This is a genomic window from Pseudoflavonifractor capillosus, from assembly GCF_016902575.1.
GTDB lineage: Bacteria > Bacillota > Clostridia > Oscillospirales > Oscillospiraceae > Enterenecus > Enterenecus capillosus_A.
On the sequence record NZ_JACSNZ010000003.1, the window covers coordinates 47,600 to 73,558 of the forward strand.

Sequence of the window (25,959 nt, forward strand, 5' to 3'; positions counted from 1 at the left end):
TTACGCTAGATGGGAAATCCCCTCACTTATGCGCCGTAGCGGTACATCACGCCGGCAAAAGCCAGCAGGCAGAAGGCCACGGTGATGGCGGCAAATGTGAGTACGATACGCACTTCCGTCCATCCCCCCAGCTCCAGGTGGTGGTGGAGGGGAGCCATGCGGAAGATACGTTTCCCGTGGGTGAGCTTAAAGTACGTCACCTGAATAATGTCGCTCATGGTCTCAGCGATGTAGATGATACCCACGGGGATGAGAACGAGGGGTGCATCCACAGCAAAAGCCATGGCACACACAGCACCACCCAAAAACAGGGAGCCGGTGTCCCCCATAAACACCTTGGCGGGGTAGAAATTGTACACCAGGAAGCCCAGGATGCCCCCGGCCAGAGCGGCGGCAAACACTCCTACGCTGCCCTTGTCCCACCAGGCGGACAGCAGGGAGAAGAAGATGGCCACCGGCAGGGTCACAGTTCCCGCCAAACCGTCCAGGCCGTCGGTGAGGTTGACAGCGTTGACGCTCCCCACCATGACAAAGGCGGCAAACACCAGATACACCGCCCAGGGCAAGGGGATGGTAATGTTGGCAAAGGGGATGTACAAATTGGGCGAGAGGTAGTTGAAGTGGCGCATCAGGGCCAAAAAGGCCACGGACACCGCCAGCTGCAGCAGCAGCTTCCACCCGGCTGTAAGCCCGGTGTTTTCATGCTTGCGCACCTTGGCGAAGTCGTCAATGAAGCCAATGCCGCCGTAGATCAGAGCCAAAACCAGCACGATAAGGGCCGACCAGTCTCCCTGGGCCATATCCTGCCAGCAGAACACCAGCACCGCCACGGTGATGCCCACCATGAACATGATGCCGCCCATGGTAGGAGTCCCCTGCTTGGTCATATGCCAGTTGGGGCCGATTTCTTTGATGGACTGCCCCGCCTTCAAGGCTCGGAGCACGGGAATCAAAAACTTCCCCACCACCGCTGTGACCAAAAAGGCGGTGGCCGCCGCTGCTAAACTCATCATGGTTTCAAAACCTCCACACTCTCTTTTGTATCTACGCCAAACTCAAACACTGGGCCGCCTGGTGCAGGGGCATTCCCAGCGCCACCGCCGTGGCCAGTGCAGCCAGGCTCTCATATAGGCCGTTCTGGCCCTGGGGCGCCCGCACCCGCAACAGGTCGTTATGGGTCAGTGCCTCAAATTCCACTCTTTTGTGGCGCAGGCACACATTCTTTGCAGTCAAGTCCGCCTGGGGCCGCCCATCGGAGTAGGCAAACACCCTGCCCTTCATGGCTTGGGCGGTGCGCCGTCCCTCGCCATCGTCCAGGGCCACCACCGTCACATGGGCCTTCTGGGCCAACTCCCACCGGGCCACAGCACAGGGGGACAGGGTACGACGATCCCGTGGCTCGAAGTTTTCCACCACCACGGCCTGGAACCGTTCCCCTTCTCTCTGGCCCATAATAGCCTCATAGGGCGTCAGCTCCACCACCTGCGCTCCTGTCAAACGGCGCAGCAGGCTGGCCGTGGCGGTGTTTTTCCGTCCAACCACGGCAATGGGGTCTGTGCTACTGATCGGCGTAGTCGATAACACTGCTAACAAACCTCACTTCCACCACCGTTCCCGGTGCTACCTGTGTTCCGGAGGCGATGCTCTGGCTGAGTGCCTCCATGGCACTTCCGTCGCTGGTCACGCCGGTGGCCCGCAAAAACAGGCCCATCTCCTCCAGTGTATTCTTGGCCTCCGAGGGGCTCAATCCGCTCACATCGGGGACTGTGATCTTTTCTGTGGGCACTTCCTCCCCCAGATACAAGATCACGGTGGAGCTGCCGGGAATGGTCACACCGCTCTGGGGCAGCTGCCCGGTGACGGTGTTGCCGCTGCCCACCGTGCGGCAGCGGATGCCACGGTCGGTGAGCATGCCCTTGGCCACGGTGAGCTCGTAGCCGGTGACATTGATCATGGTGGTGTCGGCGGCCTCCAGCTCACCGGTGGTATACTGCTTCTCCACACCCATGTAGTCCAAAATATCCGCAATCAGCTGACCTGCCAGCGGAGCGGCAATGTTACCGCCGCTGATATAGGTGCCGGAAGGGGTATAGTTGGAGTTGGGAGAGGATCGCTCCGGGGAGTCAAAGGCCAGCAGCACCAGCACCTTAGGGTTATCCACAGGGGCAAAGCCCATGAAGGAGCAGATCAGGTTGCCCGTGGTCTCGTCTCGCTTCTGGGAGGTACCCGTCTTACCGCCGATGCGGTAGCCTGCCATGTAGGCATTGCGGCCCGATGCCTTGGGCTGGGCCACCACTTTCTCCAGCATGGTGCGTATGGTGGAAGAGGTCTCCTCGCTGATCACCTGACGCTTTTCCTGCACCTGATGATAATAGACGTTGTTGCCGTCGTCATCACTGACAGACTGCACCAGATAGGGCTGGAGCATGTGGCCGCCGTTGATGACTGAGGCAAAGGCGGTGGCCATCTGGATGGGGGTGATCTTGAAGGTCTGACCAAAGGAAGCGGTGGCCAAAGAGGTTGCAGCGTAGATGCTGGTGAAGAACTCCTCTCCCCCGGGCCAGAACACGCTGGTGCCCTCACCGTACAGGTCAATGCCGGTGGAGTCAAAGAGTCCATAGCTCTCCAGGTAATCCCAGAACATCTCCGGCCCCATTTTGGCGGCGATCTGCATCATGGCATCGTTGCATGAGTTCTCCAGCACCTGGCTCACCGTTTGATCCCCGTGTCCTTCCTTCTTGTGACAGGTGATGAACCAGTCCCCCACCTGCTCACCGCCGCTGCAGTAAAAGTGGTCGTCTTCGGAGATAATGCCCTCCTCCAAAGCGGCGGCCACCACCAGAGGCTTGAAGGTGGAACCGGGCTCATAGGTGTCGTTGAGGGCCTTGTTGCGCCACTGCAGGTTGAGAGCGTCGCTGGCTGCCTTCTGATATTCCTCACTGTCGGCGCCATACTCCTCAGCCAGGCTCTTGAGCTGATCCAGCAGGTTATGGTCAATGACACTGGCGTAGTCGTTGGGGTCAAAGTTGGGGCTGCTGGCCATCCCCAACACCGCTCCGGTGGAGGGGTCCAGGGCAATGCAGAAGCCGCCGTTTTGCACGTTATAAGTCTCAATGCCCTCAGACAGAGTCTGCTCCAGCATGGATTGAATGCTGCTGTCCAAGGTCAGGTGCAGGTTGCCGCCATTTTCTGCGTCAATGTACTCCTCATAGGAGGAGAGCATCTCGGTGCCCACACCGGTCTTGGAGGTCACCACACGTCCGGTGGCGCCGGACAAAACGTCCTGGTACAGGGCCTCTATGCCCTGGGCGCCCACCTTCACGCTGCCGCTGTCCTCGGTGAAAGCCATGAAGCCCAGAATATGACTGCCCACTGCCGAGTAGGGATAATACCGCTTGCTGGAAGGGGCCAGATAGAGCATGGAGGAGAGTCTGTTCTCGCTGATGAAGGTTCGGATCTCGGCGGTGTCTTCCTCTTCCATCTCCTTGACCAACACGTCATAGGCGGAATCGGTGTATTCAATACGCTTCCACAGATTATCCTCATCCAGACCCAGCAGCTCCACCAGGCCGTCCACGATAAGCTCCCGCTTTTCCTTCACCGCCTTTTGGTAGGCGCTCTCATCCAGGTTACCCGCTTCATCCTTGTAGTTCTCTTCTTTCACAGAAGCCAGAACGTCTCTGGGGGATAGAATGAGCTGGTAGACGGTGCCGGAGCGGGCCAGGGTGCGGCCCTGGCTGTCGTAGATGGTGCCACGTCCGGCATTGACCGCCACATCCCGGGTCTGCTGGTTGGCGGCCCGCTCTTCCCAGTAGTCATGCTGGAACAGCTGCAGCTTCACCAGCTGTGCCACCAGCGGCACAAAAGCCAGTACCCCTACCACCCCAAGAAGAAAGATCGTGCGGCGGAAGAGGCTTCGGTTCCCTTGGCCGGACATGCGGCCTGAATTCTGTTTGGGTTTTCCCATGAGACATTCGCTCCTATTTTGCTGTTTGACAGGGCGGCGCATCGGGACAAGAAGGGCGTAAGAAACCAATCACTGTTTTCTTACGCCCCTCATCTTCTCTATGTCCGCATTTCATTGTATGTGTTCTGGGGCGGCCATTATGACAGTACGCCGCTCAGAAATTCCTCGATTTGGCGAATCAGGCCGGAGACACCCTGCCGGGCCTCCTCATAGTACACAACGCTGTCTCCCTGGGAGAGATCCAGGTAGACCGTCTGGCCTGCACCCGCCTCCACCATGGAACCGTCAGCGGTGAGCTGCCGCTCCAACGCCGTCAGGTCAAAGGTCTTTTCATACTGGGCCATCAGTGTTTTTTTCTCTTCCTGTAGCTCAGACAGGGTGGAGCGCAGCTCCACGGTCTGGGCATTGACGGCGGCCAGCTGGGCGCTGCCCATCACCAACAGAAATGCACAGGCAATGGCTGCCACAAATCCCACAATGGTGAAGGGAGCCACTGCACTCTGGGCTCGTACCTGAACCTGAGGCCGGGTAGCCACCCGCTCCCGGGGCTGCACCCGGGGCCGACGGGGTTGCTGGGCACGTCTGCGCTCCTTGGGCTGAGCGGCGCTGTCTACCTTGTAAGCCACATTGCCATAGGTGGCATATTGTCTGACTTTGCGCTGGGTTGCCATAGTGAATATCTCCTTTATCTTAACTCACAGCTTCTCAGCCACACGCAACTTGGCACTGCGAGCCCTTGGATTCTCTTCTAGTTCTTCTGGGGCTGATACGATGGGCTTCTTCCCCACCAAACGCACTTTGGGGGTCTTGCCACACACGCACACCGGAAAGTCCGGGGGACAGGTGCAGCCCTTAGACCATCCCGCATAGGCGGTCTTCACCAGCCTGTCCTCCAACGAGTGGAAGGAAATGATGGCCAGCCGCCCGCCGGGGTTAAGCAGGTCCAGCGCACCCTCCAGCATCCGCTCCACCTCGCCCAGCTCATCGTTGACAGCGATGCGGATGGCCTGGAAAGAACGCTTGGCCGGGTGCTGCTTTTCTCTGCACGCCTTGGCCGGCATGGCGCTGCGAATGAGGTCCGCCAGCTCCACCGTGGTCTTGATGGGGGCCTTGGCCCGCTCCCGCACAATGGCGGCGGCGATGGGGCCGGAATACCGTTCCTCTCCGTACTGCCACAAAATGCGACGGAGTTCCTCCTGGCTCCACCCGTTGACCACATCATAGGCGGTGAGGGGGGCGGACTGATCCATCCGCATGTCCAGCGGGGCGTCCTGCAAATAGGAAAAACCACGGGCTGCCTCGTCCAGCTGCGGGGAGGACACGCCCAGGTCAAAAAGCATACCGTCTACGCCGGGTATTCCCAGCTTGTGGAGGATCTCCCCCACCTGACTGAAGTTCCCACGCACCAGAGTGACCCGATCCATGAGCCCTTCCAATCGGGCCGGCGCCGCCTCCAGGGCGGCTGCATCCCGGTCAATGCCGATGAGGCGACCACGGGTCAGGCGCTTGGCAATCTCTCGAGAGTGCCCCGCCCGGCCCAATGTACCGTCCACATAAATGCCCTCCGGCTTGATGTTCAGGCCCTCCAGACACTCGTGGAGCAATACGGATTTATGTGTGTATTCCATGGATCAAATCCCCAGTCCTTCCAGCAGTGCCGCAATGTGCTCGGGATTGAGCTGCTGCTCGGTCTTGGCCTTCCAGTTCTCTGCGCTCCAGATCTGGGCCCGGTCGTTGTTGCCGGTAATCACCACATCCCGATCAATCTTGGCGTAGTCCTTCAAATAAGAGGGCACCTGAAATCGCCACTGCTTGTCCGGCTCACACAGCTGGGCGGAAGCGAAAAACACATCCATGGAGGCTGCCTGCGCTGTGGTCAGGTTGGCCACACGCTCTTGGAGCTTGTTCCACGCAGCCATGGGGTACAAGGTCAGGTTCTCCTTCACCCCCACAGCCAGGTAAAACTGGGAGCCCAGCTCCTCACGGAGCTTGGCGGGCACAATGAGACGACCGGCGCTATCAAGACTATGCTCGTAGGTGCCCGTCATCCCGATTCCCTCCATTTCACTCCAATTCACTCCAATGTATTCCTAGTATACATCCCTCTGTGTGAAATTGCAAGGACTTTTTTCTTGGAAAAATATGAAGTTTTCATGTATATTTTCATGGATTAAGCCACTTATTTTTTCTCTATTAGCAAAATAACTCACTTTTCGAGCTGTTATCAATCTTTACCAGTCCACATTGGAGTAAAATGGAGGATCGCAGAACGTGCATCATTCTGCGATCCTCCATTCAAATCACTCTTATTGGTCTGCCTCAGCGTCATAGGCGCGGTTGGCAGATGTGGAGCCGCTGGACATGCCCAGAGCCTCCCGGAACTTGGCCTGGACCCGGCGCATTTCGGTGTGGGCTTCGCCCAAAGCCTCCTCAGCCCGGCGCATCACGTCATCGCAGTACTTGTTGGCTGCCATGCGGATCTCTTTGGACTTCTGCTCAGCCTGCGCCGTCATCTCAGCGGCGTTCTTGCGGGCTGCGGCTGTGATCTCGGTCTCGCTGATGAGGCGGCGAGCCTCGTTCTCCGCCCGCTTTTGCAGCTCCTCTGCCTCACGCTTGGCACCGGACAGAAGCTCGTTGCGGTTGTTGAGCACCTTGCGGGCCTCAGCCAGCTCTACGGGCAGCTGGGCCTTCACATCCTCGATGAGATCCAGAGCCTTGTCCCGCTCGATGATGCACTTCTCCGAGCTCAGGGGCGCATTCCGGGCCTCATCCACCATATCAAACAGCATATTCAGCAATTCTTCCACTGGAGTTGCCATGGTTATTCCTCCTTACCGTTCCAGAGCTTCATTCACCCTGTTTTGAACCTGTGTAATAATCTGTCTCGGGACAAAATCCGAAAGGTCTGCCCCGTATCGTGCCATTTCCTTTACCACAGTGGAACTGAGGTAGGCGTACTTGGGACTGGTGTACAAAAACACGGTGTCCAGCTCCTTATACAGCTTGGCGTTGATCATAGCCATTTGAATCTCCGACTCGTAGTCGGACACCGCCCGCAGGCCCTTGACCACCACCTTGGCCCCGTGCTCTCTGGCGTAGTCGGCCAGCAGCTGCCGGGAGCAGTCCACCTTCACATTGGGCAGCTCTTCTGTCACCTTCTCGATGAGGGCCACCCGCTCTTCGGGGGTAAACATCCCGTTTTTGCTGGAATTGACCATCACACACACGATCAGCTCGTCAAAGATGGCGGCCGCCCGCTTGATGATATTCAAATGCCCCAGCGTGACAGGGTCAAAGCTGCCGGGGTAAATGGCTCGTTTCATGGGTCACACACTCCTGCGGTATAGGGTCAGCTTGATCTTCCCGTACCGGTACTCCCGCCCCTTCTCGTAGGGGGCCGCAAGCTCCGGCAACACAGCATCTGCTGGAGACTCGCATACTATTATACCATTTCTCGACACAATGTCAATCGCCGTCATGGATTCCAGGGCACGTTTTATGCAATCAGAGGCATAGGGCGGGTCCAAAAACACCAAATCGTACGGCCCCTTGGCGCTGGCCAGGAAGGCATCAAACTCGGTCTGGTAAAAGGCAGCCCGATCCTCCAGTCTGCAAGCCTTCACATTGTCCCGCACAATGGCCATGGCAGCGGGAGCACGATCCACAAAATCGCACCAGGCTGCCCCCCGGGACAGGCACTCAATGCCCAGCTGTCCGGTGCCGGCAAACAGATCCAGCACCCTTCTGCCGGGAATATCAAACTGGATGATATTGAACAACCCCTCCTTCACCCGGTCGGTGGTGGGGCGGGTGTCCATACCGGGCAGCTCCTTGAGGTGTTTTCCCCGGGCAGTCCCTGTAATCACTCGCATGGGAAATTCACTCCTTTTGAAAATAGTCGTACACCGCCTGTGCGGTGTTGCTGGGCACCACTTCTCTCAGCTGCTCCAATGTAGCCTCCCGGATGGCTTTGATGCTCTTGAAGCCCTTGAGCAGCGCCGCCTTACGGGTGGGGCCTACACCGGGAATCTCGTCCAGCACCGAACCCTTCATCCGCTTTCCCTGGCGAGAGCGTAGAAATTCAATGGCGAACCGGTGGGTCTCCTCCTGGATGCGGCCAATGAGGGCGAAGAGGGCCTGATTTTGCTGCAAGCCCATCTCCTGCCCCGCTGCGTCCACCAAAGCCCGGGTGCGGTGGCGGTCGTCCTTGACCATGCCGAAGATGGGGATGGACAGTCCCAGCTTGCTCAGGGCGGACACCGCCGCCCCCACCTGGCCCACGCCGCCGTCCATCAGCAGCACGTCGGGCAGCTCGCCGAACTTCTCGTCCCCGTCCAGATAGCGCTGGAACCGCCGTGTTATGACCTGCTCCATGGAGGCGTAGTCGTCGGCGTGTTCCATCCCCTTTAGAATAAAGTGGCGGTAATCTCGCTTCAGCGGTCTGCCGTCCACATGCACGGTCATGGAGGCAACAATGTCTGCATTGCCGCTGTTGGAGATGTCAAAGGCCTCCATCCGGTGGGGCGGCTCTGGAAGCCCCAACAGCCTGCCCAGAGCCTCCATGAGTTTGGAGGTGCGCTCCTGAGCGGTGGTGGCCCGCTGCACCTCCTCGGCGGCATTTTGGTTGGCCATGGCCACCAGTTCGGTTTTCCCGCCTCGCTGGGGGGTGAGCAGTTCCACCTTCCGTCCCACCGCCTGGGTGAGCATCCGGGCCAGTTCCACCTGCCCGTCAAAGTCCACAGGCAGAAGGATCTGCCGGGGCAGGGCCTGTCGCCCCTGGTAATATTGGGCGGTGAGGGTGGCCACGCTCTCCCCCACATCCTCCTCCATGGGCAGAGGGAGGAGCTGCCAGTCCTTGGCTGCCAGTTCCCCATCCACATAGTGGAGCACCACAAAACAGCTCTTGGCCTCCCCCCGGTGATAGCCCACCACGTCGGTGTCCGCCAGAGAGCCCACCACCGCCTTTTGCCGTTTGGCCAGCAGCTGCACCGCCCGGATGCGGTCCCGGTACTGGGCCGCCCGCTCAAAGCGCAGATCTTCGGCGGCCTGCTCCATCTTCTCTGTCCACTCTCCCACCACCTGATCCAGCTTGCCCTCCAGCAGCTGCACCGCCTGGTCAATGCCCAGTCGGTACTGGCTCTGGTCCATGTCCGGTCGGCAGTAGCCGTCGCAGGTACCCATGTGGAAGTTGAGGCAAGGCCGTTCCTTGCCGATGTCCCGGGGAAATTTCCGCCGGCAGGTGGGCAGGCGCAGGGCAGAGAGCAGCGCATCAATGATGCCCTGGCTGGCCCCACGGGTGCCGTAGGGGCCAAAGTAGCGTGCTCCGTCCCGGGCCACCTTGGTACTCAAAGAAAAGCGGGGGTACTCCTCCTGCACACTCAGGCGGATATAGGGGTAGCCTTTGCTGTCCTTGAGCAGGATGTTATACCGGGGCTGATGGCGCTTAATGAGGGCGCACTCCAGCACCAGAGCCTCAAACTCCGACTGCACCACGATCACATCGAAGTGGTGGATCTGAGCCACCATGGCCCGGGTCTTCTCGTTGTGGCGGCTCTGGTCCTGGAAGTACTGGCTGACCCGGTTTTTCAGTGCCTTGGCCTTGCCCACATAGATCACTTCGCTGGCGGCGTTTTGCATGATATATACCCCCGGCTTTAAGGGCAGTCCGTGGGCCTTGTCCCGCAGCTCTTCAAAGGTCATACATACCCTCCCATAGGAAACAAAACAGGCGTGGTTCTTCTTTTGGGGGAAAGCTGTACTTTCCCAACAGGATGAAAAAAAGCGCCGCTGTGAGCGGCGCTTTTATCTGTCTGGCTTACTCAGAGAAATCGGAGTTGATCAGCTCCACCAGAGCGTTCACTGCGTCCTCCTCGTCGGGGCCGTCGGCGATGAGGGTGATGGCAGTGCCCTTGACGATGCCCAGAGAGAGCACGCCCAGCAGGCTCTTGGCGTTGACACGGCGGTCCTCCTTCTCCACCCACACGGAGCTCTTGAATTCGTTGGCTTTCTGGATAAAGAAGGTGGCCGGACGAGCGTGCAGACCAACCTGATTGTTCACAACAGTCTCTTTCGTTACCATAAGAGGGTCCCTCCATATTCTTGGATTGGGGGATTGACTTCCCGCGCTTTCCCCGAAAATATTTGCATTCCTAGCATATCAAATTTGGATGGTATCGTCAACAGCATTTTGAACAAATCGCAGGGGACAGTTTGGTGAAAAGCACCTCTGTTCCACTCGATCTGTCCCTGTTGGCCTACCTCAGGGTGGCGATGGTGACCCCGTCTTCTCCCTCTCCGTAGGCCCCGGGCCGGGCAGATTTCACATATCGGCTGTGCTTGAGGTGCTCCCGCACCGCCTTTCTCAAAGCTCCCGTACCCTTGCCGTGGATGATGGTCACGGTCTCCAGCTTGCCCATAAGGGCATTGTCCAAAAATTGATCCACAGCAGCCAGCGCCTCATCCACCATCATGCCCCGCAGATCCAGTTCCGCCTTGGCAGCAGCGGCCCGGAAGGGGCGGGTAACAGCGGCCTTGCGGGCCTTGTCCTTCTGGCTCTGCTTGTGCCGGACGGTGGCCTCCTCCAGCACCCGCACCTCCTCTTGCTTGGCCTTCATCTTCAGGATTCCGGCTTGGAGCTGCAACGTGCCGTCCTTGTTCACCCCCACCACCTGGGCCTGGGTGCGGGTTTTGAGCACCTCCACCATATCTCCCATCACCGCCGGACGGGTGGGGGCGGGGGACTCCATGTCTTGATGGTCAGCGCCCAGGGCGTTTTCCGCCTCATTGAGGGTGCGGCGCAAATCGGACCGCTGCTGGTTGTCGTCCACCCATTCCTTGGCCTTCTCCTGGCGGCGTCGCATGGCATTGAGTTCCTTAAATACCGCATCGGCAGTGTCCCGGGCCTCCTGGATGATGGCTCGGGCCTCAGCCTGGGCCTTCTCAGTGGCTTTTCGCCGCTCCTCCTCGATGCGTTCCCGGTAGCGGTCTGCCTCGGCCTTGGTGCGCTCCATATCCCGGCGCAGCTCCTGGGCCAGCTCTTTCTCCTTCTCCATGGCCTGACGCTGCCGCTCCAGCTGGCTGATGACATCCTCAAAGCGGACGTTTTCCGCATCGATCCGCTCCGCCGCCCGCTGGATGATGTAGTCAGGCAGTCCCAGGCGGCGGGAGATGGCAAAGGCATTGGACTTGCCGGGAATACCGATGAGCACCCGGTAGGTGGGGCCCAAGGTGTCCACGTCAAACTCGCAAGAGGCATTTTCCACCCCTTCGGTGGTCATGGCGTACACCTTCAGCTCCGCATAGTGGGTGGTGGCTGCCACCCGGGCCCCCAGCTGACGGGCGGACTCGATGATGGCGGCGGCCAGGGCTGCGCCCTCCACCGGATCGGTGCCAGCCCCCAGCTCGTCGAAGAGCACCAGAGTGGTATCGTCCAGCTGCTCCAGCATGGCCACGATGTTGGTCATGTGGGAGGAGAAGGTGGACAGGGACTGGTCAATGGACTGCTCATCTCCGATGTCCGCCAGTACCGCCGAACACACCCGGATGGTGGAGCCGTCCATGGCGGGGATGTGGAGGCCACACTGGGCCATGAGGGTCAAAAGGCCCAGCGTCTTCAAAGTCACCGTCTTACCGCCGGTGTTGGGGCCGGTGATGACCAGCGTATCAAACTCTTTGCCCAGATACAGGTCGTTGCGCACGGCGGTTTTCGGGTCCAGCAGGGGGTGACGGGCCTTTTTCAGCTCGATGAAATCCCCCAGCACCGGCTCCATGCCCCCCATGTGGGTGGACAGCTTGGCCCGGGCAAAAATCACGTCCAGGGCGATGAGGGTACGGTAGTTGTCCTCGATGCCCTCCCGGAATCCGGCGCAGTCTGCGGACAACTCCGCCAGAATGCGCTCGATTTCCTTCTGCTCCTTCATTTGCAGTTCTCGCAGCTCATTGTTGGCGTTGACCACCCCCATGGGCTCGATGAAGAAAGTGCCGCCGGAGCCGGACACGTCGTGGACCAGGCCGGGGATCTCGTTTTTGTGCTCGCTCTTCACCGGCACCACGTAGCGGCCCCCACGCATGGTGATGATGGACTCCTGCAAATACTTGGACTGGTTGGAGGAGATGAGCCGGTTGAGCACATCCCGCACCTTACCTGCCGCCGCCCGAATATGGCGGCGGATGTCCGCCAGCTCCGGGGAAGCAGAGTCAGCGATCTCGTCCTCGCTGAGGATGGAGCCGCTGATCTTCTCCTCCAAAAATCGGTTGGGGGACAGGCTGTGGAAATAGCCGTCCAGCACCGTCTTTTCGGTACTCTCCCCCACCCCGTACTCCCGCACAGAGCGGGCGCAGCGCAGCACCTGAGCAATGTCCAGAAGCTCCCGGGTGTTCAGGCTGCCGCCCCGGTCTGCCCGCTGCAAAGCAGCGGACACTGGGCGCACCCCGGAAAAGGAGGGAGTGCCGTGCTTGACCAGCATTTGAAAGGCCGCTGAGGTCTGCTTTTGCAGCCGGGCCACATCGGGCACCAGGGTCTGGGGCCGTACCTTGCGGCACACCTCTTTTCCCTCCTCCGTCACCGCCTCGTCGGCCAGCATAGCCAGCACCCGGGGCAGCTCCAGGGTCTGTATGGATTTTTCAAGTAGTTCTGTCATATGTCGTTGTCTCCATGGTCAAGGACTTATAAAAGTCCAGGGTATGAAATCCTCGTTCCAGTTGGGTCATGAGATAGGCCTCCGAGGCCTGGGCCAGCCGCTCCAGGGAGTTGTCATCCACGGAGAAGGAGAACAGCCGCTTGGGGTTGCCCCACACAATGTGACGCAGCGCCGCCACACCCGCTCCGGTCAGGGGCATGGATACCCCGTCCCCCAGCTTCTCCCGGCAGCTTTTACAGTGAAGCATTCCCTCTCTCAAATGGATGCAGGGCTCCTCCGGCCCTTCGCAGCCGCACACCCCGCACTCCCCCACCATGGGCTCATAGCCCGCCAGGGCCATGGCCTTCCACTCAAAAGCGGTTTTCACCAGCTTCAGCGGTACCGCCATCTGGTCCAGGGCGTGGAGGGCGTTGAGGGTCAGGGAGAGCAGCTCCGGTTCGGGCTGCTCCTCCTCACACAGGGTCTCGGTGACTTGGGCAAAGTAGCTGCCCAGGGCCAATTTATCCAAGTCCTCCCGCACCCCACGGAATGCCCGCTGGGTGGTGGCCTCCCGCACCAGCCAGCGCCCCCGGTGCTGGGAGAGGGTGAACTCCCCCCAGGTGAGCAGCTGGCAGGCAGCGGCAGTGGCGTCCTTTTTCTTACGCACCCCCCGAGCGGACAGGGTGAGTTTCCCCTGCTCCGGGGTGAGCACCGTGAGCAGCTTATCCGACTCCTTGTATTCCACTTCCCGCAGCACCAGGGCTGTGGTGGTCAGGTACATGGTTTCGCTCCTTCCGGCTGCCAGGCGTACAAAATGTCTCCCGGGTGCTCCTCCCCCCAGCAGTTGATGGGCTCCCGCTGTGTGGCGGCAAATCCACAGGCCACATGAGTGGCAATGGAAGCGGTATTCTCCGGACCAATGAGGCTGAACAGCTCCTGGGCCCCTTGTTGGGTGAGCAGCTGTTGGGTGTGAAGAAGCAACTGCTTGGCCCGGCCTTGGCCCCGGGCCTGGGGCGCCGTCTCCAGAGCCTCCAGATACCAGACTCCCGGTGCACTCTCCACGCAGCGCAGGCCACTGACCCACGCTCCGTCTATCTCCTCCACCAGCACCATCCGGTCAGAATGGGTGACAAATTCCTTCAAAAAGTCCTCGTAGGCCCGCTCCATGGCCTGAGGTGACTCAAAATGGCGAGCCAGTTGGGCCATGGACTCCCGGTACAGTTCCATCTGGCCCTGAACCACCCACGGCTCCACTTGGGTGATGCGTTTGAGCATGTGTGCTCCCTTCTTTCTCTATCCCCGGACGCTCCCAGCGGGTCATCAGCCACGCCTCAGGCAATCCGGTCTTCCAAAACAGTTCCCAGTTTCCATAGCTCTCCACAGGTCACATCCCCTTTCTACCCTTAGGGTGAGAGGGGATGTGGTGGTTTATGTGTGGGAATTTCTTCAACAAGATGCAAGCATCTTGTTAGTCCTCGGTATAACCAAAGTTATGGATGAGATTGATATTATCCCGCCAGTTTTCTTTGACCTTCACCCAGGTCTCCAGGTACACCTTGGCGCCCATAAAGGCCTCCATATCTTCCCGGGCCTGGGTGGAGATCTTCTTGAGCATGGAACCTTTTTTGCCAATGATGATGCCCTTGTGAGACTCCTTCTCACAGTAGATGGTGACATGGCAGTCGATGATGTCGTCGTCCCGCTGGGTAAATCGGGTCACCTCCACGGCGGTGCCGTGGGGGATCTCCTGATCCAGGTTGCGCAGCAGCTTTTCCCGCACGATCTCCGCCATGATCTGCCGCTCGGGCTGGTCAGTGACCACGTCGTCGGGGAACAGCTGAGGCCCTTCGGGGATCCAGCCGGAGAGCAGGGTGAGCAATTCTTCCACACCCTCCCCGGTTTTTGCGGAAATGGGCATCACAGCGTCCCATTGGTAAGCCTGACCGTATACGGCCATGACGGAGAGCAGCTTCTCCTTCTCAATGGTGTCGATCTTATTGATGACCAGCACGGCGGGCGCGCCCAGAGCCTTGATGCGGGCAATAAGCTCCTGCTCGGCGGGGCCGATGCGATCCACAGGCTCCACCAGCAGCATCACCCCGTCCACGTCCGCCACCGACTGACGCACCACCTTCACCATGTAGTCACCCAGGCGGGTACGGGCCTTGTGCAGGCCGGGGGTGTCCACAAAGACGAATTGGGTGTCACCCCGGTTCAAAATGGCACAGATACGGTTGCGGGTGGTCTGGGGCTTGGAGGAGACAATGGCGATCTTCTCCCCCACCAGAGTGTTGGTCAGGGTGGACTTGCCCACATTGGGGCGGCCCACAATGGTAATAATTCCGCTTTTCTTGATTTGTGACATAGTAGATGATCCTCAACTTTCTTTGGTATCGGCATTGAACAATGGCCGTTTATATTTGGAAGAGAGGTTACCCTTCTCTTTCCCACATAATATAGAAATCCCGCCGTCCGTCCCCCTTGCCGTAAAAGCTCAGGTCATAGGTTCCGGTGCGGCCTTGGGCCTCCACCACCACACGCAGGGTGGGAAAGCCCTCGGGAATGTCCTGCTGCACCAGCATGGCCACCGGGTCCGTGCCGCTGGTGGTGTGGATGTCCTCCACCCCGGTGACCTCTCCCGTGTCATAGTCATAGGTCAGCTGCTGCAAGGTGATGGTGCTCCCCGGCAGCTTGGGCAGAATGAGCATATACTCCCCGTACTCCTGGTCGGGGAATACCTGGTCTACGTTTTTAGCCAGTTCCAACTCCTCCTGGGTGGGATTCATAATCACCACACCCAGAATGCTCTCTCCCGCCAGGGCATCAAACACCTCTGTTTGTCCCATGGGCTCCGGAGTCTGAATGGGCTCCAGGATGGTCACCTTCTCCTCAGTGGTCACTTCGGTTTTGGTCACAAAGGCCGTGCACCCGGTGAGAAGCAGTCCGGCGCACAGGGTGGCAGCGGATAACATCAGCAATTTCTTCATGGTGCATCCTCCTTTTTTCTGTCCTGGTCATCGAGTCAGACCGACAACCTCCATGATGGCATCTTCTCTGGCCCGCATCTGGACCTTCTGCTCTCCCTCATCCAGATGGTCATAGCCCAGCAGGTGGAGCACCGAGTGCACCACCAGGTAGCTCAGCTCCCGCTCCCGGCTGTGGCCGTACTCCTGGGCCTGCGCCGCCACCCGCTCCAGGGACAGGGCCATATCACCCAGAGGCACACAGCCGCTGTCCGGGTCTGCCCAGTCCGCCTGGGGCTTCTCCCCGGGGGTGAGGTCAAACATGGGGAAGGAGAGCACGTCGGTGGGGCGATCCACTCCCCGCATCTCCACATTGATGGCGTGGATGCCCTCATCGTCGGTAAGCAGCACGTCAATTTCGCAGGGCACCTCCACCCCCTCCTCCGCCAGAGCGGTGGCGATGGTGGAGCGGATCAGCTGGCAAGTGGCCTCACTGTCCGCCCCCTCCACCTCGGCGGAGATGGAGATCTCATGTTCCTCAGCCACGGGACTTCCTCCTTCCCTGCTTGTCGCTCCCCTTATCCTTGGGGGGCTGATTGGTGTGATAGTAGTCGTCATAGGCCTTGATGATGCGCTGGACGATCACATGGCGCACCACATCCTGGTCGGTGAGGGGACAGATGGCGATGTCCTCCACCCCCTGGAGTACCCGCATGGCCTCCTTCAAGCCGCTGGTCTTGTCAGCGGGCAGGTCGATCTGGGTCACGTCGCCGGTGATGACCACCTTGGAGCCAAAGCCCATACGGGTGAGGAACATTTTCATCTGCTCCCTGCTGGTGTTCTGGGCCTCATCCAGGATGATAAAGCTGTCGTCCAGGGTGCGGCCACGCATATAAGCCAGAGGAGCCACCTCGATGTTGCCCCGCTCCAGATACTTCTGGTAAGTCTCCGCTCCCAGCATGTCAAACAGGGCATCGTACAGGGGGCGCAGGTAGGGGTCTACCTTGGACTGCAAGTCACCGGGCAAGAAGCCCAGCCGCTCCCCCGCCTCCACCGCCGGACGGGTGAGGATGATGCGGTTGACCTGCTTTTCCCGGAAGGCAGCCACCGCAGCGGCCACCGCCAGGTAGGTCTTACCGGTACCGGCAGGGCCAACGCCCAGGGTCACGGTGTTATTTTTGATGGCGTCGATATATTTTTTCTGGCCCACGGTCTTGGCCTTGATGGGCTTGCCCTTGGCGGTGACACATACCACGTCCCCGGCCAGCTGGGCGATCTTGTCCTCATTGCCCGCCCGCACCAGCTCGATGATATAGCGGACATTTTGCTGGTTGATGGGTTCTCCCTTGGCAGACAGGGAGAGAAGGCCCTGCACCGCCTTCACCGCCCACATCACGGCCTCTCCGTCCCCGGAGATCTTCAGGCTGGACTCCCGGTTCACCACCGTGACCCCCAACTCCTGCTCGATGATGCGGACATTCTCGTCAAAGAGGCCGAAGAGATTGATGGCCTCTTCCATCCGTTCAATGCTGATGGATTGCTCTGTCATTTGTTAAGATTCCTCCCCATCTTGGGTTTCCGGTTCTGTGTGCCCGGTCTCCCCGGGCCGTTCCACGGTGCGGCCGATCTGCTCCCGGCACTCCGCCGCCAGAGTCACCACCAGGGTATCTCCCTCCACACGGGTGACGTAATCCTGTCGGAGGATTTCTCCCTGTCCCTCCTCCAACAGCCGCTCCAACCGTTGCTCAAGCAGTTGTTTCAGCAGTTCCTCCCCCAACTGGGGATCCACTGCCTGCTGCTCCACCGTATAATTGCGGTAGGTGGTGGTGGTCCAGGACACCGGCCAGGTGTAGCCGCCCAGTTCCAGATACTCTGTACTGGTTATTTTACCATACCCTTCTGGGAAAATGCTACTGTTTTTGAAAAAATCCAGCTTCATCCCCCCAATGGTCAGGCGATAGCTGGTCTTTTTCTCCTCACCCCACACCTTTGTGGGTACTGTCAGGGGCAGTCGCTCCTCCAGGGTGCGCCAGGTGCGGGCGGTCACCGTGCCCGTGGCATGTACCACCAGATCTCCGGCATAGGGCTTGTCGATGTTTTGCTCGTAGAGGGGAATGGTGCCGCTGATGAGCACCTCACCCTTGGCCACGATGTCTCCGTCCACAAATTGCGCCTGGCCTGCGGAAGTTTGGATGTCCTCAATGATGCCGTCGGCGGTGGCCACAATGTCCGCCGGGGTGGACTGATCCAGCAACTCCGGTTTCTCCTCCGCCTCCTCCACCTGCACCACCACCCGGGTGCCGTAGACGTTGATGGCCATAAACGACAGTTCCGGCAGGGCTGTGAGGGCCTCATTTGCCACCTCCCGCTGGGAGATGGAGGGGGCGTAGGCCCCAGGGCGCACCCCCAGCCGTTCCAGCTGAGTCAAAATAACGGCAGAGGGCACCGTCTCATTGCCCACCACCTCCACCACAAGCACAAACCGGCTCAGCACACTTACCGCCAGCAGGCACAGCCCCAGCCCCAGCATAAACCCCCACCGTTTGGACAGCCGTTGCAGCTGCGCCAAGCCGCCCCGGCGGGAGAGCACCTCCAGGGTACACCCGCACCGCTGGGCCAGCTCCTCCAGCTCTGATAAGTCTGCCAAATGCACCCGCACCTGCACCGTGTGGGCGTCCAGCCAGCGCAGATGCCAAAATCCCCGGCGATATTGGGCACACAGGTTGAAAAATCGTTCCGGAAACGCCCCGGTGATCTGGAGCACCCCGTATCCAAAGAGCAAGTTGAACCATTTCTTCATGTCCTCACCTCGTCAGCTCCACCGACGTGATGCGCCCGGTGATGAGCAGCTGGGTGGGGTTCATGGCCCGCAGCTCCAGCCCCTCCCCCCGCACCATCACCAGCAGCTTGCCCGCCGAGATGTGGATCTCCTCCGGCCCGTAGGCCAGAATGCCCCGGTGGGGCTCCATGCGCAGTTCACCGTCCCCAATCAGCTCCAGCCGTGGCAGCCCTGCCAACACATCCCCCGGCACATCCAGCATCCGGGAGGCCCGCTCCAACAGGCTCTGCTTCTTCTCCATGTCCATCACCTCTGGAAACTCTATGAACAAATGTCCCAGCACTTGCCTGTCCCACCGGGATTTCCGTGGACATTTGGTCCCTGTTGTGATAGAGTATAGAAAAATGTGAAGAAAAGGCGGTACAACATCCATGCAACATCAAAGCCCCAAATTTCGGGACAAGAGCCGGGAGCCCAGCTACACCGTAGCGGAATCCACCACCCTGCTCCCCTTCCTGCTCTCCACCCTCAAGGGAAAGAGCCGCAACAATGTCAAATCCCTGCTCTCCCGCAAGCTGGTGACCGTGGACGGCCGTCCCACCTCCCAGTTCGACACCCCCCTCAACCCCGGACAGGTGGTGACCATTCTCTCCGTGTCCGCTCCCCGCCAGGAGGCCCTGCCCTTCCCCATTCTCTTTGAGGATGAGCACCTGATTGTGGTCAACAAACCTGCCAAGCTCCTCAGCGTGGGCAACGAGAAGGAAAAGGTGCGCACCGCCTACCACATGGTCACCGACTATGTGAAAACCCAGCACATCGACAACCGGATCTTTGTCATCCACAGACTGGATCGGGACACCTCCGGGGTGCTGATGTTCGCCAAGGACGAGGCCACCAAGGAGTTGTTCCAGTCCCGCTGGAACGACATCATCACCCGCCGGGGCTACCTGGCAGTGGTGGAGGGCACCCCCCGTCCCGAGCAGGACACCATCCGCACCTATCTGGTGGAGACCAAGACCCACATGATCTTCTCCGGCGACCCCGGCCCCGGGGCCAAGGAGGCCATCACCAATTACCAGGTCATCAAGTCCGGCTCCGGCTACTCTCTGCTGGATATCTCCATTGACACGGGGCGCAAAAACCAGATCCGTGTCCACATGAAGGAGCGAGGCTGTCCCATTGCCGGGGACAAGCAGTATAATGCCCGCACAAACCCCATCGGGCGGCTGTGCCTCCACGCCAATGAGCTGTCCTTTGTCCACCCTGTCACCGGACAGCCCACCACCTTCAAGGCCAAGATGCCCCGGGACTTTAACCGGGTGTTCCGATAAGCAAAAAAACATGGATGCAGCGTGTTCTGCATCCATGTTTTTGATTTTGCAACGCACTGACTGAGGGTGCCCCTCTCCAAGGGGGCTGGGTTCACCATGCCAGCCTGGCAAGGGGGACGCGCTCCGCTGGGGTCCATTTTGACCGGGCAAAATGGACGAAAACCCGCCAAAGGAGGGGCCTTACCCCTCCTTATGGAATCCACCCCGCTGATCGAAGGCTGTGCGGAGCTGCTTTCCAGACCGGGCCGAAGGGCGTATTCCATACAAGCAAGACAAACATTCCATCCCACTCAGTAACGGTTGGAATGATACGTCACTCTACCGATTTCGGCCCTACTTGTGGTGCACCCGGCCGACAGCGGCCGGGCGGAGGCCGCTACCCCCAGATTTGAGGGCCTGGTGGGTTGCAGCGGTTTCCTGCTGCGGAAAGCCAGGGTATCGGCGGCTGAGAACAGCCGCTATGCCGGAAAAAGGCCCGGATCAGGGAAACCACCCAGTCCCTAGGGCCAGCTGCCATGGTAGCCTGGTGTAGTGGCATCAGCAGGAGCAGCAGAAGACTATCCGGGCCGTGAGGCATGGGACGCATTGCCACCCTGTACCGGCGGGGTGGATTCCACAAGGCGGGGGAAGGCCCCGCCTTTGGTGGTCTTTGGTTCCTTTCTGGCAGCAGAAAGGAACCCCCAGCGGGGAGCGTCCCACCCAGGCAGGCAAGCCTGAAAGTCCTTACTTACTTGGGTGCATCCCCTTCATCTGGAATATACTCCACCAAATCCCCCGGTTGGCAATTCAAAAGGAAACACAACTTAGTGCGAGCCTATCTTCAGGGAGAGATGGACGGTTTCGGTTATGACGACAGCGTATACCCACTCCTGGAGTCCGTCCCACTCCGCTTTGCCATTTCCAAGCGCAACCAGTGGATGGTACAGCGATCTGATGTGGTGGTGGCCTACGTCACCCACGACTGGGGCGGAGCTGCCACCACCCTGCGGTATGCCAAGGGCAAAAAGAAGGAGATCATCTTATACACCAACAAGGCAACCGCAAATTAGCATAGAAAACCAGAAACACCCCTTGTATTGCCCGTCCAAAAGTATTATGATTTTACCATAATCCCCCTGCAAGTGTTTTGCAGGGAATACGCCGGATGCTGGAATACTGTATTCCTCCTCCGGTAACGAGAAGGAGGTTTTTGCATTGAAAAGGAAAACATGGGTTTCCCTGTTGGTAGCTGCCTGCCTGATGATTTCTGCCTTGCCGGCAACTGTCTTCGCTGCGGAAACTGAGCAGCCCGACACCAGCGGGGTCATCAGCTATACGCCAGAGGTGAACGGCCAGTATTATTGGGAGCCTGTGGCTGTGAAGATGGGCGAGAGCGTCACATTGAGCATCAACGATGTCACCCTGGATGACCAGCCCGTGGAGGCTGACCGGGTCTCCTATGCGTGGAGCTCTCGTTCGGACGGCTCTGATTATGTCCCCATCCCTGAGGCCACATCTTCGTCCTATCAATTCAACTACACTGGTGTGAATGCGTATCAATGCACCGTCACCGTGGATGAAACCAACTCCGCTGTCATGGAGTTCCAGCTGAAGGAAAACACACTCACCGTTTCCGGTACCTCCACCCCTGCCTCCCAGTTGGATGATGAGGGCTACTACTATCAGATTTTCAACACCTCCGTGGGTGATCCCATCACCCTGACTGTGAATGCCGATTCCACCCTGGAAGACGCCAACCTGACCTATACCTGGACTCGCACCCTGCTGTATAGCGGCGAGATGCCCCAGGTGTTGGACAATGACACCAATACCTGTACCTTCCAGAAAAGCGCAGGCGTTGAGATGTATGTCTGCGAAGTCAGCGACGGCAACATCACCGAGTATGTGTCCTACCAGGTCTATCCCATGGACACGCTCACCGTAGCTCCCATCATCAACACCACCACTCCCCAGCCCTTTGAGTGGGGCTATATGTATGTTGCCAAAGCTGGAGAACAGGTGACCATGAATGTGAATGCCGCCTCCACCAATGGCCAGGTGAGCTACCGCTGGACCTCCAGCGATATGGCGGGTCAGGAAACGGAACTTGGCACCACCAGCTCTCTTACTGTCACCAAACAGGACAACGACACCCCTGCGGATGCCCAGATGTATAACTGCTACATCCAGGACGGCAATGAGGTTCGGATGGTTGGTTTCATCCTGTTCAGCATTGACCCCTATCAGGTGACCACGGAGGTACAGGCCCAGGATGGTGTCCCTCAGCTCACCATTGACAACAGCCCTGAAGATCTGTCCAATAGTCTGATGCAGGAAGATCTCAATGAGCTGCGGTTTGGAGCCACCGCCCAGGTTACCCTCACCGTGGAGGAGCAAACCGCTCCTGATGCCCAGGAGCTGGAGAAAGTCACCCAGGCCCTGGACGCCGGAAGCCAGATTGGTGCCTATCTGGATCTGACCCTGTCCAAGAAGCTGACTGCCGATCCGTCGGCCACCGTGCTTTCTGAACTGGCCGCCCCCGTCACCCTGGAACTGGCCGTCCCCCAGGAGCTGGTCAACGACAACCAGGATGTCACACGCAGCTATGAAATCGTGCGAGTCCACAATGGCCAGGCCGAGACCCTTCCCTGTTCCTATGATGCCGCCACCGGCACTGTGAGCTTTGACACCGACAAGTTCTCCACCTATGTGCTGGCCTACAAGGACACCACAGAGTGCAGCCATACCCATACCCAGATCGTGGGTGCCAAGGATGCCACCTGTACCGCCGAAGGGTATACCGGCGATACCGTGTGTAAGGACTGCGGCGCAGTGGTGGCCAAGGGCACTGCCATCGCCAAGCTGCCCCACAGCTATCAAAACGGCGTGTGCACTGTGTGCGGGGCTGCCCAGCCTGCAACCGAGCCTACCGCTCAGCCCACCAACCAGCCCACTGCTCAGCCCACTCAGTCCGGCACTCAGGCCCCCGGCGTGCCCCCCACCGGCGATTCCAACAACATGATGGTTTGGATCGTGGTTGTGGTGGTCTGCGCCGCCGCTTTGTTGGCTGTCACCGTTTACGTGCGCCAGAAAAATAATCGCAAGTAATCCAGCTGTCCATACCGTGGACGCACAGGATAAATAAGCCGCCCCAGCGTTCTTCCCATAAAGAACGCTGGGGCGGCTCTTTGTTTCGTATTCAGGCCGTCTATCTTAGCTCAAAAAGTCCTTGAGCTTCTTGGAGCGGCTGGGATGGCGCAGCTTGCGCAGGGCCTTGGCCTCGATCTGACGGATGCGCTCACGGGTGACGTTGAACTCCTTACCCACTTCCTCCAGGGTGCGGGTACGGCCGTCCTCAATGCCGAAACGCAGCTTCAAGACCTTCTCCTCCCGGGGGGTGAGGGTGGACAGCACGTCCACCAGCTGCTCCTTGAGCAGAGTGAAGGAAGCGGCCTCGGAGGGCTCGGAGGCGTCCTCGTCGGGGATGAAGTCACCCAGGTGGCTGTCCTCCTCCTCGCCGATGGGGGTCTCCAGGGACACAGGCTCCTGGGCGATCTTCAGGATCTCCCGCACCTTCTCCACCGGCATGTTCATCTCGGCGGCAGTTTCCTCAGGGGTGGGATCGTGGCCCAGCTCCTGGAGCAGCTGACGGTTGACCCGGATGACCTTGTTGATGGTCTCCACCATGTGCACAGGGATGCGGATGGTGCGGGCCTGGTCGGCAATGGCACGGGTGATGGCCTGACGGATCCACCAGGTGGCGTAGGTGGAGAACTTGTAACCCTTGGTGTAGTCGAACTTCTCCACCGCCTTGATCAGGCCCAGATTGCCCTCCTGGATCAGATCCAAAAACAGCATACCACGGCCCACATACCGCTTGGCAATGGACACCACCAGACGCAGGTTGGCCTCGGCCAGCTTCTGCTTGGTGCGCTCACCGGCACGGATGGCCTTCTCCAGCTCCTGGCGCACCTCGTCGGGAATCTCCTCCCCAGAGGCCTCCAGCTCGCTGAGCTGCTCCTTGGCAGCAGCACCAGCACCCATGGTCTGGGCCAGCTCGATCTCCTGATCCGGGGAGAGCAGATCCACCTTGCCGATCTCCTTGAGGTACATCCGCACGGGGTCGTCAATGGCGAAGGAATCCACCAGGGTGTTGGGGTCTACCAGCTCCTCCTCGTTGAACTCCTCCATGTCCTCGGCGGGGGGCATCAGGTCCTCCTCGGAAAGAATGGGCATCAAATCGTCCTCACCGGCGGCATCCACCCCCAGATTCTCCATGATGTCGTACATCTTGTCCATCTGCTCGCTCTCCAGGTTCATGGACTCCAGCACTTCCATCATCTCGCTGGAGGACAGTTTGCCCTTCTTATAGCCGGCATCCACCAGCTCCACCAGGCGCTCGCCGCCCTGGATGCCATCCACCAGCTTCATCAGCTCAGCCTTGGCGCTCTCGAATTTCTCCTTGCTGACCATGCTGATGCCCGATGTCACCTCGGATTTTTTTCCGTTTTTCTTCTTTTCACTCATGGGTCTTCATCCTCCGTAGCTTTTTTTCTGTTTGAGTAAGTCTCTGAGTTGGGCCAAGTCCTGGCCGCTGTGTATGTCTGCCTTGCGGTGTTGCGCAAGGATGGTTTGCTTATAGTCGCTCAGGGCTGCCTGGGCGGTGTGCATGGGCTGGGGCTGCTGCACCACCGACGAGAGATGATCCATCTCCTCGGGGGTAAACACCCCGTCCAAAGCCGCCAGGGTCACCGGCTTGCCCTCCTGCCACCGCCGGCGCAGCAGCCCGTAGGCCCTGCCCAATAGAGGGGCAGAAAAGTCGGACTCCTGCAAGTCCTCCAGCTGGGCAAAGTAGCTGCCGTCCAGCAGCACCACCCGCAGTACCCCCTCCTCAGCCAGAGCTGAGCGCACATTGGTGTAGCGCAGCTCCCGCTGCTTGGGCTGGAGGGTCTGGGTGGGGGTAAGACTGCGCCGCTCCTCCTGCCGCCTGGCTTGTCTGCCCTTTTGGCGGCGCTGCTGCTCCACCTCTTGGGCCATGGCCTCCCGGCTGATTCCGGCGGCATCGGCGGCTCGGTTGCCATAGATCTCCCGCTCCACCGGGCTGTTCAGTCCCGCCACCAGACCGGCTGCGGCCTGCAAGTACTGGGCTTTTTGGTCGTCCTGGCTCAGATCAAAGCCCTGGCGCACCTCCTCCAGGCGGTATTCCACCGAGTTGGCGCAGCCTTGGAGCAGTCCTTCAAATACCTCAGGGCCTTGGTGCTTGATGAAGTCGTCGGCATCCTGCTTCACCAGCTGGCCGCTGTCGTCTCGCCGTCGGGGCAGCTGGAGCACTTTTACACTCAGCTGGGAGCCTTTCAGCAGAGCAATGGCCCGCTGGGTGGCATCCACCCCCGCATTGTCGTTGTCGTAGCACAGCACCAGCTCCTGGGTGTACTTCTCCAGGATCTTGATGTGCTCCTCGGTGAGGGCGGTGCCCATGGTGGCAATGGTGTTGTCAAATCCCGCCTGGTGCAGGGTGATCACGTCAATATTGCCCTCCACCAAAATCATGTTGGGCCGCTTGGTGTTTTTGGCATAGTTGAGGCCGTACAAAATCGACCGCTTTTTGAAGATGGCGGTCTCCGGAGTATTCAAATACTTGGGGGTGGAGTCGTCCATGACCCGGCTGGTAAAGCCGATGACATTGCCCCGCACGTCGATGACGGGCAGCATCAGGCGGTTGCGGTACTTATCGTACACCCCGCCGTTTTTTCCCGCCACAGCCAGACCCGCCTCAATGAGATCGGCCTTGTCATACCCCTTCTCCCGCATGGCCAAAATGAGCCTGTCCCAGGCATCAGGAGCAGCACCCAGGCCAAACCGGGCGGAAAATTTGGGGCTGATGCGCCGCTTCTTGGCAATATACTCCGCCACCCGCTGCCCCTCGGGCTGGGACAGCATGGCACGGTAGAACCGGGCAGCTTCCTTATTCAGTTCCAGAATGCGCTGACGCTTCTCCCGCCACGCTCCATTGGAGTTGTCCTCAGGCACCTCCATTCCCGCCTGGGCGGCCAGCTTTCGCACCGCCTCGGGAAAGGGCAGGTTTTCCACCTCCATGACAAAGCGCACGGCCCCGCCTCCCTTGCCGCAGCCAAAGCAGTGGAAAATCTGCTTGCTCTCGCTGACCGAGAAAGAGGGGGTTTTCTCCCGGTGGAAGGGGCACAGGCCCCAGTAGTTGCCCCCCTTCCGGGTGAGGGGGACGTAGGCGGACACCACGTCCACAATGTTGAGTCTGCTGCTCAGCTCGTCCAAAAATTGTTCCGGTATGGCCATGGTGCCACCT

At 59.5% G+C, this 25,959-nt stretch carries 26 protein-coding genes; 3 read left to right on the forward strand and 23 right to left on the reverse strand.

The features are described from left to right. Positions 1–26: 26 nt before the first annotated feature. The 20 genes from mraY to H9X86_RS02015 all read right to left on the reverse strand — a co-directional run bounded on the left by mraY (position 27) and on the right by H9X86_RS02015 (position 18,628). Positions 27–1,013, reverse strand: coding sequence for a phospho-N-acetylmuramoyl-pentapeptide-transferase (gene mraY, locus H9X86_RS01920; RefSeq protein ID WP_204899906.1), 987 nt, complete (start codon positions 1,011–1,013; stop codon positions 27–29). 31 nt (positions 1,014–1,044) lie between these two features. Further along, the gene (locus H9X86_RS01925; RefSeq protein ID WP_204899907.1) at positions 1,045–1,593 is read right to left on the reverse strand and encodes a hypothetical protein; all 549 of its coding nucleotides are present in this window, start codon (positions 1,591–1,593) and stop codon (positions 1,045–1,047) included. Then, on the reverse strand, positions 1,559–3,967 hold the full coding sequence (locus tag H9X86_RS01930; RefSeq protein WP_243416785.1) for a penicillin-binding transpeptidase domain-containing protein: 2,409 nt from the start codon (positions 3,965–3,967) through the stop codon (positions 1,559–1,561). The genes H9X86_RS01925 and H9X86_RS01930 overlap by 35 nt, the downstream gene beginning before the upstream one ends. Positions 3,968–4,104: 137 nt before the next feature. Next, a complete protein-coding gene (locus H9X86_RS01935; protein WP_204899908.1) occupies positions 4,105–4,638 on the reverse strand; it encodes a hypothetical protein in 534 nt (177 codons plus the stop codon). Positions 4,639–4,662: 24 nt separating this feature from the next. Then, a complete protein-coding gene (gene rsmH, locus H9X86_RS01940) occupies positions 4,663–5,595 on the reverse strand; it encodes a 16S rRNA (cytosine(1402)-N(4))-methyltransferase RsmH (RefSeq protein ID WP_204899909.1) in 933 nt (310 codons plus the stop codon). Positions 5,596–5,598: 3 nt separating this feature from the next. Then, positions 5,599–6,015 (reverse strand): division/cell wall cluster transcriptional repressor MraZ, encoded by a 417-nt coding sequence (locus tag H9X86_RS01945; RefSeq protein ID WP_204899910.1) that lies wholly within the window; start codon positions 6,013–6,015, stop codon positions 5,599–5,601. Between the two features lie 258 nt (positions 6,016–6,273). Next, the gene (locus tag H9X86_RS01950) at positions 6,274–6,786 is read right to left on the reverse strand and encodes a hypothetical protein (protein ID WP_204899911.1); all 513 of its coding nucleotides are present in this window, start codon (positions 6,784–6,786) and stop codon (positions 6,274–6,276) included. 12 nt (positions 6,787–6,798) lie between these two features. After that, entirely contained in the window at positions 6,799–7,290 is a 492-nt protein-coding gene (gene coaD / locus H9X86_RS01955) for a pantetheine-phosphate adenylyltransferase (protein WP_204899912.1), read from the reverse strand. A 3-nt stretch (positions 7,291–7,293) separates the two neighbouring features. After that, positions 7,294–7,839: a 16S rRNA (guanine(966)-N(2))-methyltransferase RsmD gene (rsmD, locus tag H9X86_RS01960; protein WP_204899913.1), complete on the reverse strand. Its 546-nt coding sequence runs from the start codon at positions 7,837–7,839 to the stop codon at positions 7,294–7,296. A gap of 7 nt (positions 7,840–7,846) precedes the next feature. Then, complete coding sequence (gene uvrC / locus H9X86_RS01965) at positions 7,847–9,667, reverse strand: excinuclease ABC subunit UvrC (RefSeq protein WP_204899914.1); 1,821 nt, start codon at positions 9,665–9,667, stop codon at positions 7,847–7,849. A 115-nt stretch (positions 9,668–9,782) separates the two neighbouring features. Further along, complete coding sequence (locus H9X86_RS01970) at positions 9,783–10,046, reverse strand: HPr family phosphocarrier protein (protein ID WP_204899915.1); 264 nt, start codon at positions 10,044–10,046, stop codon at positions 9,783–9,785. 175 nt (positions 10,047–10,221) lie between these two features. Further along, the gene (locus tag H9X86_RS01975) at positions 10,222–12,606 is read right to left on the reverse strand and encodes an endonuclease MutS2 (protein WP_204899916.1); all 2,385 of its coding nucleotides are present in this window, start codon (positions 12,604–12,606) and stop codon (positions 10,222–10,224) included. Beyond that, positions 12,590–13,366 (reverse strand): DNA repair protein RecO, encoded by a 777-nt coding sequence (gene recO, locus H9X86_RS01980; RefSeq protein ID WP_204899917.1) that lies wholly within the window; start codon positions 13,364–13,366, stop codon positions 12,590–12,592. The genes H9X86_RS01975 and recO overlap by 17 nt, the downstream gene beginning before the upstream one ends. Next, the gene (locus tag H9X86_RS01985) at positions 13,357–13,860 is read right to left on the reverse strand and encodes a GNAT family N-acetyltransferase (protein ID WP_204899918.1); all 504 of its coding nucleotides are present in this window, start codon (positions 13,858–13,860) and stop codon (positions 13,357–13,359) included. Before H9X86_RS01985 ends, recO begins: the two co-directional genes overlap by 10 nt. A gap of 193 nt (positions 13,861–14,053) precedes the next feature. Further along, positions 14,054–14,950, reverse strand: coding sequence for a GTPase Era (gene era / locus H9X86_RS01990; protein WP_204899919.1), 897 nt, complete (start codon positions 14,948–14,950; stop codon positions 14,054–14,056). A 67-nt stretch (positions 14,951–15,017) separates the two neighbouring features. Then, a complete protein-coding gene (locus H9X86_RS01995; RefSeq protein ID WP_204899920.1) occupies positions 15,018–15,572 on the reverse strand; it encodes a hypothetical protein in 555 nt (184 codons plus the stop codon). A gap of 27 nt (positions 15,573–15,599) precedes the next feature. After that, the gene (gene ybeY, locus H9X86_RS02000; protein ID WP_346011410.1) at positions 15,600–16,094 is read right to left on the reverse strand and encodes an rRNA maturation RNase YbeY; all 495 of its coding nucleotides are present in this window, start codon (positions 16,092–16,094) and stop codon (positions 15,600–15,602) included. Then, complete coding sequence (locus H9X86_RS02005) at positions 16,087–17,097, reverse strand: PhoH family protein (RefSeq protein ID WP_204899922.1); 1,011 nt, start codon at positions 17,095–17,097, stop codon at positions 16,087–16,089. Before H9X86_RS02005 ends, ybeY begins: the two co-directional genes overlap by 8 nt. 3 nt (positions 17,098–17,100) lie before the next feature. After that, positions 17,101–18,348 (reverse strand): sporulation protein YqfD, encoded by a 1,248-nt coding sequence (locus H9X86_RS02010; protein ID WP_204899923.1) that lies wholly within the window; start codon positions 18,346–18,348, stop codon positions 17,101–17,103. 4 nt (positions 18,349–18,352) lie between these two features. Next, positions 18,353–18,628: a YabP/YqfC family sporulation protein gene (locus tag H9X86_RS02015; RefSeq protein WP_204899924.1), complete on the reverse strand. Its 276-nt coding sequence runs from the start codon at positions 18,626–18,628 to the stop codon at positions 18,353–18,355. A 130-nt stretch (positions 18,629–18,758) separates the two neighbouring features. Between H9X86_RS02015 and H9X86_RS02020 the strand changes: the two genes are divergently transcribed. Then, entirely contained in the window at positions 18,759–19,658 is a 900-nt protein-coding gene (locus H9X86_RS02020; RefSeq protein WP_204899925.1) for an RluA family pseudouridine synthase, read from the forward strand. A gap of 727 nt (positions 19,659–20,385) precedes the next feature. On the opposite strand, the gene H9X86_RS12975 is transcribed toward H9X86_RS02020, so the two are convergent. Beyond that, positions 20,386–20,460: a helix-turn-helix domain-containing protein gene (locus H9X86_RS12975; RefSeq protein ID WP_204899970.1), complete on the reverse strand. Its 75-nt coding sequence runs from the start codon at positions 20,458–20,460 to the stop codon at positions 20,386–20,388. 4 nt (positions 20,461–20,464) lie between these two features. Here H9X86_RS12975 and H9X86_RS02030 point away from each other — a divergent pair, with 4 nt between their 5' ends. Beyond that, positions 20,465–20,707, forward strand: coding sequence for a hypothetical protein (locus tag H9X86_RS02030; RefSeq protein ID WP_204899926.1), 243 nt, complete (start codon positions 20,465–20,467; stop codon positions 20,705–20,707). Positions 20,708–20,852: 145 nt separating this feature from the next. After that, positions 20,853–22,745 (forward strand): PT domain-containing protein, encoded by a 1,893-nt coding sequence (locus tag H9X86_RS02035; protein ID WP_204899927.1) that lies wholly within the window; start codon positions 20,853–20,855, stop codon positions 22,743–22,745. Between the two features lie 105 nt (positions 22,746–22,850). Here H9X86_RS02035 and rpoD read toward each other — a convergent pair whose 3' ends face one another. Together rpoD and dnaG are read right to left on the reverse strand one after the other, a co-directional pair. Further along, entirely contained in the window at positions 22,851–24,068 is a 1,218-nt protein-coding gene (gene rpoD, locus H9X86_RS02040; RefSeq protein WP_243416793.1) for an RNA polymerase sigma factor RpoD, read from the reverse strand. 102 nt (positions 24,069–24,170) lie between these two features. Continuing rightward, positions 24,171–25,949: a DNA primase gene (gene dnaG, locus H9X86_RS02045; RefSeq protein ID WP_204899929.1), complete on the reverse strand. Its 1,779-nt coding sequence runs from the start codon at positions 25,947–25,949 to the stop codon at positions 24,171–24,173. Positions 25,950–25,959: the final 10 nt, after the last annotated feature.

Coding starts and splice junctions, on each gene's coding strand:
- uvrC (WP_204899914.1), bottom strand. CDS start 9,667: ATGACCTTTGAAGAGCTGCGGGACAAGGCCCACGGACTGCCCTTAAAG.
- rsmD (WP_204899913.1), bottom strand. CDS start 7,839: ATGCGAGTGATTACAGGGACTGCCCGGGGAAAACACCTCAAGGAGCTG.
- mraY (WP_204899906.1), bottom strand. CDS start 1,013: ATGATGAGTTTAGCAGCGGCGGCCACCGCCTTTTTGGTCACAGCGGTG.
- H9X86_RS01970 (WP_204899915.1), bottom strand. CDS start 10,046: ATGGTAACGAAAGAGACTGTTGTGAACAATCAGGTTGGTCTGCACGCT.
- H9X86_RS02020 (WP_204899925.1), top strand. CDS start 18,759: ATGCAACATCAAAGCCCCAAATTTCGGGACAAGAGCCGGGAGCCCAGC.
- H9X86_RS02010 (WP_204899923.1), bottom strand. CDS start 18,348: ATGAAGAAATGGTTCAACTTGCTCTTTGGATACGGGGTGCTCCAGATC.
- H9X86_RS02015 (WP_204899924.1), bottom strand. CDS start 18,628: ATGGAGAAGAAGCAGAGCCTGTTGGAGCGGGCCTCCCGGATGCTGGAT.
- recO (WP_204899917.1), bottom strand. CDS start 13,366: ATGTACCTGACCACCACAGCCCTGGTGCTGCGGGAAGTGGAATACAAG.
- rsmH (WP_204899909.1), bottom strand. CDS start 5,595: ATGGAATACACACATAAATCCGTATTGCTCCACGAGTGTCTGGAGGGC.
- coaD (WP_204899912.1), bottom strand. CDS start 7,290: ATGAAACGAGCCATTTACCCCGGCAGCTTTGACCCTGTCACGCTGGGG.
- dnaG (WP_204899929.1), bottom strand. CDS start 25,949: ATGGCCATACCGGAACAATTTTTGGACGAGCTGAGCAGCAGACTCAAC.
- H9X86_RS01930 (WP_243416785.1), bottom strand. CDS start 3,967: ATGGGAAAACCCAAACAGAATTCAGGCCGCATGTCCGGCCAAGGGAAC.
- H9X86_RS01935 (WP_204899908.1), bottom strand. CDS start 4,638: ATGGCAACCCAGCGCAAAGTCAGACAATATGCCACCTATGGCAATGTG.
- rpoD (WP_243416793.1), bottom strand. CDS start 24,068: ATGAAGCTGGTGGATGGCATCCAGGGCGGCGAGCGCCTGGTGGAGCTG.
- era (WP_204899919.1), bottom strand. CDS start 14,950: ATGTCACAAATCAAGAAAAGCGGAATTATTACCATTGTGGGCCGCCCC.
- H9X86_RS01985 (WP_204899918.1), bottom strand. CDS start 13,860: ATGCTCAAACGCATCACCCAAGTGGAGCCGTGGGTGGTTCAGGGCCAG.
- H9X86_RS01950 (WP_204899911.1), bottom strand. CDS start 6,786: ATGGCAACTCCAGTGGAAGAATTGCTGAATATGCTGTTTGATATGGTG.
- H9X86_RS01975 (WP_204899916.1), bottom strand. CDS start 12,606: ATGACAGAACTACTTGAAAAATCCATACAGACCCTGGAGCTGCCCCGG.
- H9X86_RS01995 (WP_204899920.1), bottom strand. CDS start 15,572: ATGAAGAAATTGCTGATGTTATCCGCTGCCACCCTGTGCGCCGGACTG.
- H9X86_RS02005 (WP_204899922.1), bottom strand. CDS start 17,097: ATGACAGAGCAATCCATCAGCATTGAACGGATGGAAGAGGCCATCAAT.
- H9X86_RS01945 (WP_204899910.1), bottom strand. CDS start 6,015: ATGACGGGCACCTACGAGCATAGTCTTGATAGCGCCGGTCGTCTCATT.